Source organism: Blautia sp. OF03-15BH, from assembly GCF_003463065.1.
GTDB lineage: Bacteria > Bacillota > Clostridia > Lachnospirales > Lachnospiraceae > Limivivens.
Map to the genome: position 1 here is coordinate 50757 of NZ_QSCM01000010.1, position 16581 is coordinate 67337.

The following is a 16581-nucleotide window of genomic DNA, read 5'->3' on the forward strand; positions in this document are numbered from 1 at the left end:
CCGCATTCTCCGGAAAAAGCCAACAATTTATCTGTTTTTATATTCCAGCCGGATCCGGTCTGCGATCAGAGCGATAAACTCTGAATTGGTAGGTTTTCCCTTCCCTCCGCTGACCGTATATCCGAAGAGTTCTTCGATCGTATCCATCTTTCCACGGCTCCATGCCACTTCGATCGCATGACGAATCGCCCGTTCTACCCTGCTCGGCGTTGTCTGATGCTTCTTCGCTATGGTGGGGTAGAGAATCTTGGTAATGGAATTCAGCATATCCATGTCTCCCACTGACATGATAATGGCATCTCTCAAATACTGATAACCCTTGATATGCGCCGGCACACCGATCTCATGAATGATCTCTGTCACATCCGTCTCCAGGTTCCGTTCCATGTATTCTGCCTTGCTTTCATAGGCATTCACCTTACGGACTTCCTGAAAATTCTTCTCACTCCGGCTTTTTCTCACATGTTTGATCCGGCTGATCACCATATCGTTATCAAATGGCTTTAAAATATAGTAATTGGCTCCCAGTGCAAAAGCATCCTCCGTGATCTTTTCCTGCCCCACAGCAGTGATCACGATAAAGGCAGGGTGTTTTTTCATGCTTTTGTCTGCATTCACCCGTTCCATCACCGTCAGTCCATCCACCTTCGGCATGATAATATCCAGAAGGACCACATCCGGCTCTTTTGTCTTGATGATATCGTAAAGTTCTTCTCCGTTTCCGGCTTTTCCTACAACGTTCAGCTCTTCATCACTGCTCACGATCCGGTCAAGAAGCTCCACAACCCGCTCGTTATCGTCAGCAATGGCCACATTCAGCTTTTCCATCTGGTTTTTCCTCCAAATCCTTTTTTGTCTTTCTGTGACTATTTGGCAAAGCGGACATTCGCGATCCGCTTTCGCCACCTGGTCGTGAATGCAGTCTCTTCGCGATTATCAGCGGGGGAATGCTTATTCTGCGTTCAAATAGCCACAAAAATATTATAATAAGGCCCTCTGAAAATCGCAACCAGAAGTTATCTCCCTTTCTCGTCAGGATTCGACACCGATCATATTCTCGATGAAAATCCCATATCCTTTTGTCGGATCATTGACAAACACATGGGTCAGCGCACCGATCAGCTTCCCGTTCTGAAGGATCGGAGAACCGCTCATGCCCTGAATGATACCGCCGGTGATCGCAAGAAGCTCCGGATCAGAGACAGAGATCACCATACTTTTGTTGGGATCAGAGCCTGCCAGGTTCACTTTTTCGATCTGGATGGAGTAAGCTTTTACCATACCTCCAACAGCAGACAGGAGGACAGCCGGACCGGTTTCCACAGCCTGCTTGTAGGCTGTTTCCACCAGTTCTCCCTGACAGAAAAGCCCCCTGTTTTCTGTGATCCGTCCAAAGATCCCTGATGAAGTATTTTTTTCAATGGTTCCCAGGATCTCGGAGGACTGATAACGGATCACTCCTGTCATTTCCCCCGGTGTTCCCCTGAGTCCTTTGACTACGGAAAGGATATCCGTATGGTAAAGACTTCCGCCGCTTAAATTCAGGAGAGTCCCCGTATCCACATCGCTGATCCCATGGCCGAGCGCACCGTACCTTCCATTTTCATCCATATAGGTTAACGTTCCGATCCCCTGTGTATCATCCCGCACCCAGAGTCCCAGCTTATAGCTTTCTTCCTTATCCAGTACCGGCTGTACCAGAAGCTCTGTCAGACTCCCGTCTCTGTCTACCTTCAGGACCACCGGCGCTCCGTCAGACTCCTTCACTTCTTGTACCAGCTCTTCTTTTCGCATTACCGCAGTACCATTGACCGCCACAATGTAATCTCCGGACCGCAGGATATTTTCCGCCGGGTCAGAAAAACTGCCGTCGTTTTTTTCCACGCTCCCCGTCCCCACCACCAGGATCCCTCTGGTCTTCATATAAATACCAACCGGCATTCCGCCGGCATACACCCTGGTCTCCGGCACCACGGTCACTTCCACATTTTTTAAGGGGATCATCCCGAGAAGACTGCAGCGTATTTTCACTTTTCCGGAAGGAATATTGGAGGAAAGCTGGCTGTCCGCCTCCAGAAGTTCTTCCTCCACCAAAGGAAGGCGGATCAGATCCCTGGCACTCTCACCCTCACAGATCAGATAATGGTCCGGTATCCTTCCGGAAATAAGGCCAAAGGAAAGAACAAGGATTCCTGCAAAAAACACCAGAAAGAAATAAAAAGAAAATCTTCCCCTGCATCTTTTCATCATTTTCACATCCTTTCATGTAAAAAGGATGCACCTTATGGTACATCCCTTTTTAGTATGTGAAAATCTGCTCCATCCACACTAGTATTTTTTTGTACAAACTGCCAATTCTTTCATTTCCCGGGCGCTCTGACGAACGGTCTTCGTGATCTCCGCTCCGCCAAGGATCCTTGCCAGTTCCTCAATGCTTTCCTCATCCGAAAGTCTGCGGATAAAGGTTTTGGCTTCCTGCCCGACAAGCTTTTTCTCAATGCAGAAATGCGTATCTGCCATGGAGGCGATCTGAGCCAGATGTGTGATACAGATCACCTGACGGCTTCTGGCGATCACTGCCATTTTCTCTGACACCTTTTGTGCCGTCCGTCCGCTGATACCCACATCGATCTCATCAAAGATCATAGTTCCAACAGCATCTTTATCTGCCAGGACCGTTTTGATCGCCAGCATGACACGGGAAAGCTCTCCGCCGGAAGCCACCTTCTGCAACGGCTGCAGAGGCTGCCCGGGATTCATGGAGATCAGAAAACAGATCTCATCAAAGCCTTCCGGTCCCGGCGCCGTTTCCTGGAAATCAATGGAAAACTGCACATCCAGGAAATTCAGATCCTGAAGAACAGCCGTGATCTTTCCGGCAAGAAGCTCCGCCGCTTGTTTCCGGATCTCGCTCACTTTACCGCAAGCCTTCAAAAGCTCCGTTTTCTTCTGTTCCAGTTCTTTTTTCAGCCGCTGCCGGTAAGCTTCATAATGAGCGAGCTCTTCCAGCCGCTCTTCTTTCTCTTTTTTGTAAGAAAGAACTTTGTCAATACTGCCGCCATATTTTGCTTTCAGGTGGTTCAAAAGATTCAGGCGGTCTTCCGTCTGCTGAAAACTTTCCGCATCAAAAGAAATGCTCTCCTGATAGTCTTTCAGTTCCCGGTGAAAATCATTCAGAAGATTATCAATATCTGCAAGCTCTGCGGTAATGCTTTCCAGTTTTTCATCATAAGCGGAAGCAGTGGAAAGGCTTCGATAAGCTCTGGATACCAGTTCTGCTGCCCCGCCAAAATCAGAACCTGTGAGGGTTTCCGCTTCTGTGACACCCTCCATGATCCTCTGGCTGTTTACCTGCCGGCGGTAGGCCTGCTCCAGGGCTTCATCCTCTCCCGGCTTCACCGCTGCATCTTCGATCTCTCCCACTTCAAAAGCCAGGAAATCCATCTCCTTGGCTCTTGCTGTTTCAGAAAGATCGGTTTCTTTTAATTTTTTATCAAGCGCATCATACTCCCGGTAAAGCGTTCTTACTTCTCCTGCCGGTCCCGAAAGCACTTCTCCTGCAAAAGCATCCAGAATTGCCAGATGATTTTTCTGATGGAGCAGTGCCTGATGCTCATGCTGTCCATGGATATCGATCAGAATTTCAGAAACCTGACGGACCAGAGATACCGGCACCGTTTCCCCGTTTACCTTGCTGACACTGCGACCGTTCACCAGACGCCGGCTGATGATGATCTGGTCGTCCTCCAACGAAAGATCCAGCTTTTCCAGTGCTTTTCTCTGCTTCTCATTGTCTACGGAAAAGACAAGCTCCGCCAGGGCAAAAGCGGCATCTTCTCTGGCAAAGCCTTTAAAGCCCGCCAGTCCAAGTGCTACATTGACGGAACCGATGATGATGGATTTTCCCGCACCGGTCTCTCCGGTAAGGATATTAAGGCCCTCGGTCAGATCAATATCAGCCTCATCAATGAGGGCCATATTTTTTACATGAATGTTTAAAAGCATAATTAGTTGTTCGGCTCTCCTACGATCTTACGGATCTTCTCCATAACGATCAGTGTATCATCTACGCTCCGGTTGGCGCACATAATGGTGTCATCCCCCGCAATGCATCCGGCTACTTCCGGCCATTGCATGGCATCGATAGATGCCGCCACAGCCATGGCCATTCCGGATACCGTCTTTACCACCAGAAGGTTCTGGGCCATATCCATGGACAGGAAACCGTCTTTCAGGATCCTCAGATATTTTTCGTTCATATTTTCCCCGGAAGCCTGCATGACTGCATATTTCTGCCTTCCGTCATTCAGGGAGATCTTGGTCAGCTTCAGTTCCCGGATATCTCTCGATACAGTGGCCTGAGTCACACGGAAACCTTCGCCGTTCAGAAGATCTGCCAGCTCTTCCTGTGTTTCCACATCGTTTCTGCTGATGAGATCAATAATTTTTGCATGTCTTGCAATTTTCATTGCCGGCACCTCCTACTGTCCATTCATTTTGGTCCGAAGGACCTCCAAAAAGCTGATCTGGTTGATTTTAATCAGCCGCGTCTTTTTCACTGCCTTTCGGATCACAACCTTATCCGTGCAGGTCAGCCGTACGGATGTATCTCCATCAAACGTCACTTCGGCATCATCACCGCTTCGGCTGTGTCCCGGAAGCATTTCCACTGTGATCTCTGCGTCATCCGGCAGAATGATACTGCGGGTATTCAGTGTATGCGGTGCAACCGGTGTCATAAGAAGCATGGATGCTTCCGGTGAGACGATCGGTCCGCCGGCTGACAGACTGTAACCCGTGGAGCCGGTCGGTGTAGAGATCACCATGGCATCCGCACTGTAACGGTTTAAATATTCTCCGTTCACATAGATTTTAAAATCAATGATCCGAAGCCTGCCATACCGGCCGATCACGATATCATTGAGTGCCAGATCCTCCATGACTTTTTTTCCCTGATGATAGACCTCACCGGAAATCATCATCCGGCTCACGATCTGGTATTCTCCTGCAAGAAGCCGTTCCAGAGCCGGTTCAATGCCCTTGCGATCCACCTCAGCCAGATATCCGAGCGTTCCCATGTTGATCCCAAGAAGAGGGAGATCCCTCTCGGTCAGATCTCGCGAAGCCTGCAGGAGCGTTCCGTCCCCGCCCAGTACCAGTACGCAGTCCACATCATCCGGAATACCGGCGGCATCGGTATATTTATAATTTCCACCGCTTTCCACCATGTTTTCCCGGATCGTGCACTTTTTTCCCCGCTTTTCCAGATACTCTTTTACGAAACGGGTAGTCTGAAATCCCGGATCCTTGTCTTTATTGGTTATGATATAAAAACTGTCCATATTTTTTACCGGTCCAGCGTCTTGTGCGCTTCCTCTACCACTGCATGCACATCCACCGGCAGTTCTGTCTGAACAAAGCCTTCCGGCTGTTTTTGGATATGCAAAAGATATTCAATGTTTCCTTCCGGCCCCTTGATCGGAGAAAATTCCAGATTCTTCACTTCAAAAGCAATGCTTCCGGCATAATCAATGACCATGCGGATCACTTCCTCATGAACCGCTTTATCACGGACGACTCCTTTTTTTCCTACTTTTTCCCTGCCAGCTTCAAACTGCGGTTTGATCAGGCAGACAACCTCTCCGTCTTCTGTCAGAAGATTTCTTACAGGGAGGAGCACTTTTGTAAGAGAAATAAAGGACACATCGATGGAAGAGAATGCCACCGGCTCCTGAATATCCTCCGGTGTCACATAACGGATATTGGTCTTCTCCATGCAGACGACTCTCGGATCATTCCGGAGTTTCCAGTCCAGCTGCCCATGACCCACATCCACAGAGTACACCTTCACTGCCCCGTTCTGAAGCATGCAGTCTGTAAAACCGCCCGTGGAAGCGCCTACATCCATACAAACCTTCCCTTCCAGAGTCACGGCAAAATGGCTCATGGCTTTCTCCAGCTTCAGACCGCCGCGGCTGACATATTTCAGAGTATTTCCCCGGACCTCGATCTTTGCCTCCTCCTTAAACATACTTCCGGCTTTGTCTTCCTTCTGCCCGTCCACATAGACCTGACCGGCCATGATAATGGCCTTCGCTTTCTCTCTTGATGAAGCATAGCCCTGCTGCACCAGCAGCACATCCAAACGTTCTTTCATTTCTTTTTCCTTCCCCGGCGCTCATCTCTCCGGGTTCTGTCCCAGGGCTGCCGCCATTACTTTCTTCAGAATAATCGAGGCACTGATACCGGTTTCTTCCTTCAGGACCTCTACATTTCCATGTTCAATATAATCATCCGGCAGAGAAATGTTCAGTACCGAAGCCTCGCTTCCGATCTCATTTAAATAATCCAGAACATGTTCTCCGAAACCGCCGCATTTTACATTTTCCTCCATGGTCACAAAAAGCCTGTGATCCCTGGAAAGTGTCAGGATCAGGTCTTTATCAACAGGCTTTACAAACCTGGCATTGACCAGTGTACAGGAAAAACCTCTTTCCCGCAGTTCATGGCGCACCGTTTCTGCAGTTTTCACCATGCTTCCTACCGCCAGAAGGACAATGTCTTCCTCGTCGTAGATCACTTCGCTTTTTCCGTAAACAATGGGAGCACGGAATTCCTGAAGCCCGTCGTAAGCTTCGCCTCTCGGATAACGGATGGCAATGGGACCATCATAGTTCACCGCAAATTTCATCATATCCGAAAGTTCCCATTTATTCTTCGGTGCCATAATACACAGATTCGGGATCGTCGATAAGAACGACAGATCAAAAATTCCCTGATGCGTCTCTCCGTCGCTTCCCACAAGTCCTGCCCGGTCAATGGCAAAGACCACATGCATGTTCTGGATACAGACATCATGCAGGATCTGATCATAGGCCCGCTGAAGGAAAGAGGAATAAATGGCCACCACCGGCTTCAGACCGGCAGCCGCAAGGCCGGCAGCAAAGGTTACTGCATGTTCCTCTGCGATCCCCACATCAAAAAAGCGATCCGGGAAGTTGTTATGGAAGCGTTTGAGGCCGGTTCCGACCTCCATAGCGGCTGTCACAGCCACCACCTTGGGATCCCGCTCTCCCATCTTCCGCATGATCGTGGAAAAAACGTCCGTCCAGTTTGCTTTTACGCGTTTGTTTTTCGGAAGACCCGTGGCAATCTCAAAGGGTTCTGCCCCATGGAAGCGCGCCGGATGGCGTTCTGCCGGAGCATAGCCTTTGCCCTTCTTTGTAAATACATGAAGGAGCACTGCCCCTTCCACCTTTTTGGCCTCTTCCAGAGCCCTCATCACCTGATGGAGATCATGTCCGTCCACAGGTCCCAGATACGTAAGACCCATGTTTTCAAAAAGCATACCTGGAATAAAAAGCTGCTTGAGGCCATTCTTGGTCCGGCGGATCCGGCTCACAAGCTTTTCGCCGTAGACCGGCACACGGTTCAGAGAATCCGTGACCGCTGTTTTCAGATTCAGATAGCCGTCCGCTGTACGGAGACTCCCCAGATAGTTTGACATGCCTCCCACATTTTCGGAAATAGACATATTATTGTCATTCAGGACAATGATAAAATTGCTTTTCAGGCGGGCTGCATTGTTCATCGCCTCATAGGCCATTCCGCCGGTAAGGGAACCATCTCCGATGACAGAGATCACATAATTATCTCCCCCCAGGATCTCCCGCGCCCGTACAAGGCCCAGACCAGCTGAGATCGAAGTGGAACTGTGGCCTGTATCAAAGGCATCACAGTCACTCTCTTTCCGCTTGGGGAAACCGCTCATACCGCCGTATTTCCTCAGAGTATCAAACCCTTCCCTCCGGCCGGTGAGCAGCTTATGCGTATACGCCTGATGACCAACATCCCAGACGATCTTATCCTCCGGAAGATCAAAAACCAGGTGAAGAGCCATGGTAAGTTCCACAACCCCGAGATTAGAAGCCAGATGACCGCCGGTATTACTGATCTTTTCGATCAGAAACTCCCTGATCTCTTGTGCCAGAGCTGCCAGTTCTTCTCCATTCAGCTTTTTGATGTCACCTGCCTGACTGATTTTTTCCAAATACATCTGTTTTTCACCCTCTGTACTGTATTTTCACCGTTCTTATTTTTTCCGGTTGATCAGACTTTTCAGAAGCTCCATAAGAAACGGATTTTTTTCTTCCAGCGTATCAAGCTCTCCGACCGCCTCATCAGACAGCCGTTTTACATCTTCCCCTGCTTTTTCAATTCCTTCCAGAGTCACATAAGTCGTTTTGTTGTTTTCTTTATCGCTTCCCACAGGCTTTCCCAGCATTTCCGTAGTACTCACCACATCCAGAATGTCATCCTGGATCTGGAAAGCCAGTCCTACCTTGCCTGCTACTCTCTCAAGAAGAGCGGTCTTTTCATCGGAAGCCCCGGCAAGGACTGCTCCGATCATCATAGAGGCCTCGATCAGCGCACTGGTCTTTAAACGGTAGATAAAATCCAGTCTCTCTCTTTCCAGAGTCTTCCCTTCATATTCCACATCCACACACTGACCGCCCAACATTCCATAAATTCCCGTTTTTCCGGTCAGGATCTGAAATGCTTTTCCGATCCGCTCATTTCCCGGTTCGATGGAAAAAGCCCGGGCTGCCGTTTCATAAGCATAATTTAAAAGAGCGTCTCCTGCAAGGATCGCCATGGCCTCCCCATATACCACATGAGTCGTCTTTTTCCCCCGCCGGTACTCATCATTGTCGAGTGCCGGCAGATCGTCGTGGATCAGAGAATGGGTATGGATCATCTCCATAGCCGCCATAAAAGGCCAGATCACCTCTCCGGTTCCGCCGAACATCCGGTAGGTTTCTGCCATCAGAAGCGGACGGAGCCTTTTTCCACCGGCCTGCATACTGTAATTCATTGCCTCAAGGATCGTCTTCTGAAAGCCTTCTTCCCGAGGTAAAAATCCATAAACTGTTTTTTCTGTTTCCTGTACTTTCTGTTTCAGTTCATCCTCAAAATTCATCTGCTTCTCCCTGATCATTCAGTACCAGCATGGCCTTCTCCACCGTGTCGATCTTCTCGCCTGCAGCTTTTAAAAGCTCCATGCCTTCTTTATATTTTTCAAAGGAATCCTCAAGTGAGATCTCACGGCTTTCCAGGGCTTCCAGAAGGCCTTCCATCTCCTTGAAAATCTCTTCCAGTGTCTGTTCTTTCTGCTCTGCCATTTATCGTTCCTCTTGCTCCTTTTCTTCCACCCTGGCGGAAAGCCTGCCGTCTGCAAAATATAACGTCAGCCGCTCTCCGATCCTTGCACTGCCTGCTTTTGTCAGACGTTTTCCGTCCTCCCCGGCCACATATGCATAACCCTGGTTCAGTTTTTTCAACGGAGAAGCACCGGACAGGCGCTCGATCAGAAGAGCAAGCCTCTGCCTTTCCTCCTGGAGCTTTCCTTCCATCTGCTTTCTGAACAGTTCCTCCAGATCCGCCAGCCGCTGCTGCTTTTCCAAAAGCTGCTGTCTGGGACTTAAACGTTCCAGTTTCCAGGAAAACGTCTCAAGCTTTTCTCTTTTTTCCTGAAGCCTGTGCTCCATGAGCCGGTCCAGCCGTTCCTCAAACCCCCGCAGACTCTGAAGGATACTGCCAAGATCTGCCACCGCCAGTTCAGCGGCTGCTGAAGGTGTCGGAGCCCGCAGATCCGCCACAAAATCTGAGATCGTCGTATCGGTCTCATGACCCACCGCAGAGATCACAGGAGTCTCACAGGCAAAAATAGCCCTGGCCACCTTTTCCTCATTGAACGCCCAAAGATCTTCCATGGAACCGCCGCCGCGGCCGACGATGATCACATCCACACCGTACCGGTCCAGCACCTCGATCCCTTTTGCGATGCTGTCTGCAGCTCCCTCGCCCTGGACCAGGGCCGGGTAGAGCACCAGCTGAACGAAAGGATTTCTCCGTCTGGAGATATTCATGATATCACGGATCGCCGCTCCTGTGGATGCAGTCACGATACCAAGTGTCTTCACAAAGGCCGGTATGGGCTTTTTATAGGACGGATCAAACATCCCCATTTCGGAAAGTTCCTCCTTCAGCTGCTCGAACCTTTCATAGAGAAGCCCTGCCCCCTCGCGGATGATCTCTGAAGCATAGAGCTGATAACGCCCATCCCTTTCATAGACACTGATGCTTCCGAGGACCGTCACCGACTGCCCGTTTTCCATCTGAAAACGCAGACCTTTTCTGGAGCCGGAAAACATCACACAGGGCATGGTACCGGTCTCATCCTTCAGAGAAAAGTAAATATGACCGGAGGGATGGTATTTACAGTTGGAAACCTCTCCACGGACATAGATCCTCTGCAAAAGGAAATCCTGAGTGAACATATTTTTGATATACGTGTTTACCTGGCCGACGCTGTAAACATTCCGTTGTGTTTTCACTGCCGGGCCAGTTTTCCGAGGATTCCGTTGATAAAGGAGGAACTCTCGTTCTCACCGAAGCTCTTGGCAAGCTCCACGGCCTCATTGATCGCTACTCCAACGGGAATATCTTCATCATAGAACATCTCATATACACCAAGGCGAAGGATCGAGAGATCGGATTTACCGATACGCTCCAGCTTCCAGCCCTTTGCAGCACTGGCGATCTTCTCATCGATCTCCGGAAGCACAGCGCAGATATTCTCATATTTTTCTTCAATATAGGCATGGTCCTTTTCACTGATCTCCTTCTCCGGGAAATCTTCGAAGTAGGATTTTACCTGCTCTTTCATTTCGTCTTTACTGTAAAATTCCACCATGAACAGAAGTTTAAAAATTTCTTCTCTCAGTTCTCGTCTTGTCATTCTTTTTTCCTCTCAGATGTTTTTATAGCCGAAAAGGGATGCCCGCCTGGGGCATCCCTCCTCATTCAGGGAGTTTTCCGCTCTCCTGGTCAATCGTGCTTCTCCATGCAGACACTTGCAATCGTCACATTCACGTCAGAAACGGTAAGCCCTGTCATGTTCTCAATGGATGCTTTCACTTTTTCCTGAACCATACGGCTGGTCTTGGGAACGCTGTAACCATAATCGATATTGATCGCTACTTCTACAGCCACTTCGCCATTCTCTACACTGACTTTGATCCCCTTGGAAAGCTTCTTCATCCCAAGCTTGCTGACCAGTTCGTTTGTAATATTTCCAGCCATGCTGGCAACGCCTTCCACCTCTGTGGCAGCGAGACCTGCAATGATCGCAACTACCTCATCCGCAATCTGAACCTGTCCGATGGCCTCGTCAGACTGAATCGTATAACTGTTCTGATTTTCCTCTTTCATGCTCCAATCCTCCTTACGGCTCTGTAATGCGAAAATCTTCTTTTCCATTATAACAGACTTTACCCGTTTTGCAAAGGGAAATCTACTTTAAGAGCGGCCGAATTCGGTAAGCTTCAGTCCCGGGTTCCGATCCAGAGTCATGCCGACACTCCATGGGTTCACCCAGAGCAGCAACGGTTTTCCCTTAAGATCCGTTACCTTCTTCATGTCAGAGGTTCCAACCAGTTTATCCAGATCGATCTCCTCGTTTTCGATCCAGCGGATATGTTCGTAAGGCAGATTCTCCAGAATGATATCTACATTATACTCATTTTTCAGACGGTATTTCAGCACCTCAAACTGCAGGACACCGACAACGCCCACAATGATCTCCTCCATACCGGTATGGAACTCCTGGAAGATCTGGATCGCACCTTCCTGGGCGATCTGGTTGATCCCTTTTACGAACTGTTTTCTCTTCATGGTATCCACCTGACGGACACGGGCAAAATGCTCCGGTGCGAAGGTAGGGATCCCTTCAAAAGCAAATTTCTTTCCGGGTATACAGATCGTATCTCCAATAGAGAAAACGCCCGGATCAAACACACCGATGATATCGCCGGCATAAGCCTTGTCCACCACATGACGTTCCTGAGCCATCATCTGCTGTGGCTGGGAAAGGCGCATCTTCCGGTCACCCTGCACATGATAAACCTCCATATTGGCATCAAACTCGCCGGAACAGATCCGCATGAAAGCAATACGGTCTCTGTGTGCCTTGTTCATGTTTGCCTGGATCTTAAACACAAAAGCGGAAAAATCCTCTTTGGTCGGCTCGATCAGACCGACATCTGCCTTTCTCGGAAGCGGTGAGGTCGTCATATTCAGGAAATGCTTCAGGAAGATTTCCACACCAAAGTTGGTCAGGGCAGAACCGAAGAAGACTGGAGTCAGCTCTCCTTTGTCTACCAGCTCCTGATCGAACTCTGCGCTGGCACCATCCAGAAGCTCGATCTCTTCCATCAGTTTATCCTTCTGTCCATAGTCCAGGATCTCATCCAGCTCCGGAGAATCCAGAGGGATTTCACGCATTTCACCTTCTTTGGTACCTTTTTCCGTATCTGAGAAGACGGTGATCTCCTTGCTTCCACGCTCATAGACACCTTTGAAATGTTTACCGGAACCGATCGGCCAGTTGATCGGACAGGTTGCGATCCCCAGCTCCTTTTCAATCTCATCCAGCAGATCAAAGGTATCATTGGCATCCCGGTCCAGTTTATTGATAAAAGTAAAAATAGGGATGTGGCGCATCACACAGACCTTGAAAAGCTTTCTTGTCTGCGCCTCTACACCCTTGGAAGCATCGATGACCATCACTGCGGAATCTGCCGCCATCAACGTCCGGTAAGTATCTTCAGAGAAGTCCTGATGTCCCGGTGTATCCAGAATATTGATGCAATAATCGTCATAATTAAACTGCAGTACAGAAGAAGTAACAGAGATACCTCTCTCCTTCTCGATCTCCATCCAGTCGGAAACCGCATGACGGGCAGTTGCTTTTCCTTTTACAGAACCTGCCAGATTGATCGCACCTCCGTAAAGCAGGAATTTCTCTGTCAGTGTGGTCTTTCCTGCATCCGGGTGGGAAATAATGGCAAAGGTACGCCTTTTTAGAATTTCATTTGTTTTATCAGCCAAAGCTTTTTCCTCCAAACAGGCAGCCTTGCCAAGGCTGCCTCTATCTGTTTTCGTTCATCTTCTTATTTTTATACCTTCGCTATTTTACCAACGAAAAAGAGCTCTGTCAACGGGATTCTTTCTTTCCTCAGGAGAGTCTCGGAGTGATGATGATATTTTCACCGGAAATGTTCGTTTTACGCTTGACAATGTCCTCGATCTGTGCCCGCTCTGCCTCACTGATCTCGGCCTGGTTGATGACAACATCTGCGGTTCCGTCAGAAATACTGACCACTGCATCCAGAAAACCCTTGGAATCCAGAAGGAGTTCTGCTGAAGCCTCTCTTTCTGCCGCATCCACCATGGCATTCATACTGTCTACCGCATACTGCTTCTGATCCGTGGAAATGCTGTCGTTGTTGATGACCTCCAGAAGCGTTTCTTTGTTCTTGGCTCTGACCTGTTCTCTTGTAAGCTTTGCTTCCGCAGCAAAGGTGCTCCCTGCAGTTACACTGGTAAGTACGGCTTCTCCCGGCGTATCCGTGTTTTCTTCCCCTGCTCCGTTTTCCGCTTCTGCCCCGTCAGAGGCGACGCTGATCTCTCCTGTCTCTTCCACGCTGCTCACATCTTCGTCCAGACTTGGAATATCAATGAGCGAAGTGTTCACCGTTCCGGCTTCTGCCGTTTCCTCCTGTCCTTTTCCAAGGGCAGCTGTTTCCTTTCCAAACTCCATTCCGGAGTAATTCAGATATCCTGCCACGGCAACCATGACTGCCAGTGCGGTAACTACTACTTGATTCTTTTTCAGGCGACGTTTCAAAGAATGTTCCTCCTTAATCCATCTTCATTACTTTGATTTTATGCACTTCAATGCCAAATAATGCCTGAACTGCTTCCGTGATCTCGCGGACTGTCACCGGATCACCTCCTCCCTCTGCCACCACCAGAACCCCTGCCACTTCCGGCTCCAGGACCTCGGAAACATAAGGAATTTCCTGACCGGAGCCATTTTTTTCATATACCGTGTTCTCTTCCTGTGTATTTTCCGCATCCGTATTCCCGCTGTTCTCTTTTGAAGAACTGTTCCTGGCAGAACTGTCCTTTTCCACCAGACGTTTTCCATCGGATTTTAAAGTCACCAGGACCTTTGTTTTCCCTACGCCATGCACGCGGCTTAAAACCCGTTCCAGCCCTGCAGCCAGTGTTTCTGCCTGATCAAGTGTTTTTTCATCTGCCACTTCTGCCTGGGCTGCCGGAAGTTTTTGTTCTCCTCCATTCGGAATGGAGATCACCAGCAGAAGGAGACCTGCCAGAAGAAAAACAACCCAGCGGTTCTTTCCGCTGTTTTTCAGCAGTTCTTTCCATTTTTCCAGCTGCTCCTTCACTGCTCCGCCTCCTTTTCCGTGATCCGCACGTTTTCTTCCGACAGCCCACAGATCCTTGCCAGCTCTTCCTGTACTTTTTCCCGATCCTTTTTTGAGGAACCCAGAAGTGTCAGTTCCACGCTTTCCGGTGCTCCCGTGTCATCATAAGAAACCGTAAGCGAAAGCACAGACAGGCCAAGTGCTTCCGGGATTTTCCCAAGCTGTTCTTCCACCTCCCGGTGAAAATTTTTCTCTACCACCGTATTTTTCAGTTCCTCCAGTCCTTCCATATGCATCTGAAGTTCGCTGTATTCGTTGCGAAAAGATTCCAGTTTCAAAATCTGATCCAGAGAATCCGCTTTTCCAAAAACAGCTGTTACCGGCCGCAGCACCAGAAGGACCAGCACCAGGTTTCCAAATAACTTCAGATATTTCCTGTCATTTTCTTTGGGTGCCAGCTGAAGAAAAACCTGAAAAAAACACAAAAAGCAAAGAAAACTTTGCAGGCAGGATAAAATCTCCGTCATAACCACTCCTCCCTATGCAGCCAGAGCCAGTGCCAGAGAAAGAAAAAACAGGATCCCGGTAAAAAGGAATATTTTCAGCAGCAAAAGGACACTCTGCCCCAACCCGTCCACACATTCTGTCAGTCGTTTATCCGCCACTGGCTGTGTTATTGCAGACAGGATTCTGTAAAGGCAGCCCCCTGCCAGAAGTTTTACCAATGGTGTCAGACAAAGGATCACCAGGACCAGGAGTCCCGCCACTCCCACACCATTACGGATCAGCAGGGCCGCTCCCAGAACCATTTCCGTTACCTGATCAAAAAGACCTCCCACTACCGGAATACTCCCTCCTGATTTTTGGATCACTGTGTTTTTCAGAGCATCCACAGCCGGAAGGATCAGACTTTGAAAGACCTGCAGCCCTGCCACAGTTCCGGTCAGCGTCTTCAATGTCCATTCCACAAAACTTTTGATGAGTCCCGCCATTTTAGAAAGATAGGCTTCGTCAAACATATGATCCAGAAGTGTCAGGAGAAAATAAAACTGCACTCCCGGCAAAAGAAATGTTTTTACCAGCCACTGCAAAACCGTCAGCGTCCCAAGGATCAATTCGCAAAAAGCCGTTCCTCCGGCGCTTTTTCCTGCCAGAACAGAAGCCAGAAGACAGGAAGGCATCAAAAGCTTCATAAAGATAAGAAGCTCCTCCAGTGCCGTTTCTGCCACCCGGCTCATTTCTGAAAATGCCTGTACCAGAAAAGAGAGCAAAAGCAGATAGATCATGTAAAAACTGACCTCTGAAACCTGATTTTTTTCAAAGATGCCGGCAGCCCCCGAAAAGACCGCCGCTCCTGCAAGAAGAAGAAGGATTGCCGCCGCATGTTTTTTCTGATCAGCGATCTCCTCGAAAAAAGCATGGAAGATCAGTGTTTTTACAGTCTCTCCTGACCATGGAAGTTCTCCCTTTATAAGCATCTTTACTGTTTCAGAAAAATTCAGTCCGGTCTTTTCCTGATAGGTCTTCAACGTTTCGTCGAGCTCGTCCAGTTTGAGTTCTGAAAGAAGTTCCTTCTCCATTTCTGAAAGCAGCCCTGCTTTTTCCGTTTCCCCTGCAAAAGCTGTTTCTTTCAGCAAAAAGCAGAAGAACAGGCAGAACGCCAGCATCCGGACCCACTTCATGAGCCCCCCTGTAAAAGCATCTGGCTAACCGTTTCCATCAATGCCGCAAGTACCGGCAGGCTTAACGTGAGCAGAGAAAGCTTTCCAAAGAACTCCACCTGTCCCGCAATGGCAGAATACCCTGCATCCCGGCAGAGATTTGCTGTGAAATCTGCCAGATAAGTAACACCGAGCATTTTCATCAGGATTTTCAGACAGGCTTCATCCACCGGAACTGCCTGCCGGATCTCCTGCATCCGGTCTGCAAGAAAGCCCAGCCGGTTCACTGCGCAGAAAAAAATCAGGATGCAGGCCGTCAGACTGACAAAAACAGAAAACGAAGGATTTGCCTCTTTCATCAGAAGCCCAAGCAATACGCCCGTCAGACCAAGAACCGCCACTTTTGTCATCCTCACGCGCCTCCTTAAAGAGAAAAGAGTTCCTTTACACTGACAAACAGTTCATTGATATAAGGAATGACCCAGAAAAGCACCAGCAAAAGTCCGGCAAGACTCGTCAGAAAGGCTTCTTCCTCTCTTCCGCTGTGCTTCAGAACCTGAGTGAGTACGGACACCAGGATCCCCACCGCTGCGATTTTAAAAATCAGGTTGACGCTCACGGTCCGC

General features: G+C 49.0%; 19 protein-coding genes. All 19 read right to left on the minus strand.

The annotated features are described in order from the left end of the window. Window positions 1-27: 27 nt before the first annotated feature. The 19 genes from spo0A to spoIIIAC all read right to left on the minus strand — a co-directional run bounded on the left by spo0A (window position 28) and on the right by spoIIIAC (window position 16574). Window positions 28-828, minus strand: coding sequence for a sporulation transcription factor Spo0A (gene spo0A / locus DXA57_RS11520; protein ID WP_117767524.1), 801 nt, complete (start codon window positions 826-828; stop codon window positions 28-30). Window positions 829-1032: 204 nt separating this feature from the next. Continuing rightward, complete coding sequence (gene spoIVB, locus DXA57_RS11525) at window positions 1033-2250, minus strand: SpoIVB peptidase (protein ID WP_117767525.1); 1218 nt, start codon at window positions 2248-2250, stop codon at window positions 1033-1035. Window positions 2251-2328: 78 nt separating this feature from the next. After that, window positions 2329-4005, minus strand: coding sequence for a DNA repair protein RecN (recN, locus tag DXA57_RS11530; protein WP_117767526.1), 1677 nt, complete (start codon window positions 4003-4005; stop codon window positions 2329-2331). A 2-nt stretch (window positions 4006-4007) separates the two neighbouring features. Further along, window positions 4008-4469: an arginine repressor gene (gene argR, locus DXA57_RS11535; RefSeq protein ID WP_117767527.1), complete on the minus strand. Its 462-nt coding sequence runs from the start codon at window positions 4467-4469 to the stop codon at window positions 4008-4010. A gap of 12 nt (window positions 4470-4481) precedes the next feature. Then, window positions 4482-5342 carry an NAD(+)/NADH kinase gene (locus DXA57_RS11540; RefSeq protein WP_117767528.1) on the minus strand — a complete coding sequence of 287 codons (861 nt, stop codon included), beginning with the start codon at window positions 5340-5342 and terminating at the stop codon, window positions 4482-4484. A 5-nt stretch (window positions 5343-5347) separates the two neighbouring features. Next, window positions 5348-6157: a TlyA family RNA methyltransferase gene (locus DXA57_RS11545; protein WP_117767529.1), complete on the minus strand. Its 810-nt coding sequence runs from the start codon at window positions 6155-6157 to the stop codon at window positions 5348-5350. A 21-nt stretch (window positions 6158-6178) separates the two neighbouring features. Then, window positions 6179-8056 carry a 1-deoxy-D-xylulose-5-phosphate synthase gene (dxs, locus tag DXA57_RS11550; protein WP_117767530.1) on the minus strand — a complete coding sequence of 626 codons (1878 nt, stop codon included), beginning with the start codon at window positions 8054-8056 and terminating at the stop codon, window positions 6179-6181. A gap of 36 nt (window positions 8057-8092) precedes the next feature. Continuing rightward, a complete protein-coding gene (locus DXA57_RS11555) occupies window positions 8093-8980 on the minus strand; it encodes a polyprenyl synthetase family protein (RefSeq protein WP_117767531.1) in 888 nt (295 codons plus the stop codon). After that, window positions 8970-9182: an exodeoxyribonuclease VII small subunit gene (xseB, locus tag DXA57_RS11560; RefSeq protein ID WP_117767532.1), complete on the minus strand. Its 213-nt coding sequence runs from the start codon at window positions 9180-9182 to the stop codon at window positions 8970-8972. The genes DXA57_RS11555 and xseB overlap by 11 nt, the downstream gene beginning before the upstream one ends. After that, window positions 9183-10397 carry an exodeoxyribonuclease VII large subunit gene (gene xseA / locus DXA57_RS11565; RefSeq protein ID WP_278309148.1) on the minus strand — a complete coding sequence of 405 codons (1215 nt, stop codon included), beginning with the start codon at window positions 10395-10397 and terminating at the stop codon, window positions 9183-9185. Beyond that, window positions 10394-10801, minus strand: a complete 408-nt coding sequence (gene nusB / locus DXA57_RS11570; protein WP_199612724.1) for a transcription antitermination factor NusB — start codon at window positions 10799-10801, stop codon at window positions 10394-10396. Before nusB ends, xseA begins: the two co-directional genes overlap by 4 nt. Window positions 10802-10890: 89 nt before the next feature. After that, complete coding sequence (locus DXA57_RS11575; RefSeq protein WP_117767533.1) at window positions 10891-11274, minus strand: Asp23/Gls24 family envelope stress response protein; 384 nt, start codon at window positions 11272-11274, stop codon at window positions 10891-10893. An 87-nt stretch (window positions 11275-11361) separates the two neighbouring features. After that, window positions 11362-12951, minus strand: a complete 1590-nt coding sequence (locus DXA57_RS11580; RefSeq protein ID WP_117767534.1) for a peptide chain release factor 3 — start codon at window positions 12949-12951, stop codon at window positions 11362-11364. A 127-nt stretch (window positions 12952-13078) separates the two neighbouring features. Continuing rightward, on the minus strand, window positions 13079-13750 hold the full coding sequence (locus tag DXA57_RS11585) for a SpoIIIAH-like family protein (RefSeq protein ID WP_117767535.1): 672 nt from the start codon (window positions 13748-13750) through the stop codon (window positions 13079-13081). Between the two features lie 13 nt (window positions 13751-13763). Continuing rightward, a complete protein-coding gene (locus DXA57_RS11590; protein ID WP_117767536.1) occupies window positions 13764-14315 on the minus strand; it encodes a stage III sporulation protein AG in 552 nt (183 codons plus the stop codon). Next, window positions 14312-14821, minus strand: a complete 510-nt coding sequence (locus DXA57_RS11595; protein WP_117767537.1) for a stage III sporulation protein AF — start codon at window positions 14819-14821, stop codon at window positions 14312-14314. The genes DXA57_RS11590 and DXA57_RS11595 overlap by 4 nt, the downstream gene beginning before the upstream one ends. Window positions 14822-14833: 12 nt before the next feature. Continuing rightward, window positions 14834-15976, minus strand: a complete 1143-nt coding sequence (locus DXA57_RS11600) for a stage III sporulation protein AE (RefSeq protein WP_117767538.1) — start codon at window positions 15974-15976, stop codon at window positions 14834-14836. After that, window positions 15973-16365, minus strand: coding sequence for a stage III sporulation AC/AD family protein (locus DXA57_RS11605; RefSeq protein WP_117767539.1), 393 nt, complete (start codon window positions 16363-16365; stop codon window positions 15973-15975). Before DXA57_RS11605 ends, DXA57_RS11600 begins: the two co-directional genes overlap by 4 nt. 14 nt (window positions 16366-16379) lie before the next feature. Beyond that, window positions 16380-16574: a stage III sporulation protein AC gene (gene spoIIIAC, locus DXA57_RS11610; protein WP_117767540.1), complete on the minus strand. Its 195-nt coding sequence runs from the start codon at window positions 16572-16574 to the stop codon at window positions 16380-16382. Window positions 16575-16581 lie beyond the last annotated feature (7 nt).

Bases quoted from the DNA above. Each gene is read 5' to 3' on its own strand.
- DXA57_RS11575 (WP_117767533.1), bottom strand. From the start codon at position 11,274: ATGAAAGAGGAAAATCAGAACAGTTATACGATTCAGTCTGACGAGGCC.
- DXA57_RS11545 (WP_117767529.1), bottom strand. From the start codon at position 6,157: ATGAAAGAACGTTTGGATGTGCTGCTGGTGCAGCAGGGCTATGCTTCA.
- recN (WP_117767526.1), bottom strand. From the start codon at position 4,005: ATGCTTTTAAACATTCATGTAAAAAATATGGCCCTCATTGATGAGGCT.
- DXA57_RS11600 (WP_117767538.1), bottom strand. From the start codon at position 15,976: ATGAAGTGGGTCCGGATGCTGGCGTTCTGCCTGTTCTTCTGCTTTTTG.
- DXA57_RS11555 (WP_117767531.1), bottom strand. From the start codon at position 8,980: ATGAATTTTGAGGATGAACTGAAACAGAAAGTACAGGAAACAGAAAAA.
- spo0A (WP_117767524.1), bottom strand. From the start codon at position 828: ATGGAAAAGCTGAATGTGGCCATTGCTGACGATAACGAGCGGGTTGTG.
- DXA57_RS11540 (WP_117767528.1), bottom strand. From the start codon at position 5,342: ATGGACAGTTTTTATATCATAACCAATAAAGACAAGGATCCGGGATTT.
- xseB (WP_117767532.1), bottom strand. From the start codon at position 9,182: ATGGCAGAGCAGAAAGAACAGACACTGGAAGAGATTTTCAAGGAGATG.
- DXA57_RS11605 (WP_117767539.1), bottom strand. From the start codon at position 16,365: ATGACAAAAGTGGCGGTTCTTGGTCTGACGGGCGTATTGCTTGGGCTT.
- argR (WP_117767527.1), bottom strand. From the start codon at position 4,469: ATGAAAATTGCAAGACATGCAAAAATTATTGATCTCATCAGCAGAAAC.
- spoIVB (WP_117767525.1), bottom strand. From the start codon at position 2,250: ATGATGAAAAGATGCAGGGGAAGATTTTCTTTTTATTTCTTTCTGGTG.
- nusB (WP_199612724.1), bottom strand. From the start codon at position 10,801: ATGACAAGACGAGAACTGAGAGAAGAAATTTTTAAACTTCTGTTCATG.
- DXA57_RS11595 (WP_117767537.1), bottom strand. From the start codon at position 14,821: ATGACGGAGATTTTATCCTGCCTGCAAAGTTTTCTTTGCTTTTTGTGT.
- dxs (WP_117767530.1), bottom strand. From the start codon at position 8,056: ATGTATTTGGAAAAAATCAGTCAGGCAGGTGACATCAAAAAGCTGAAT.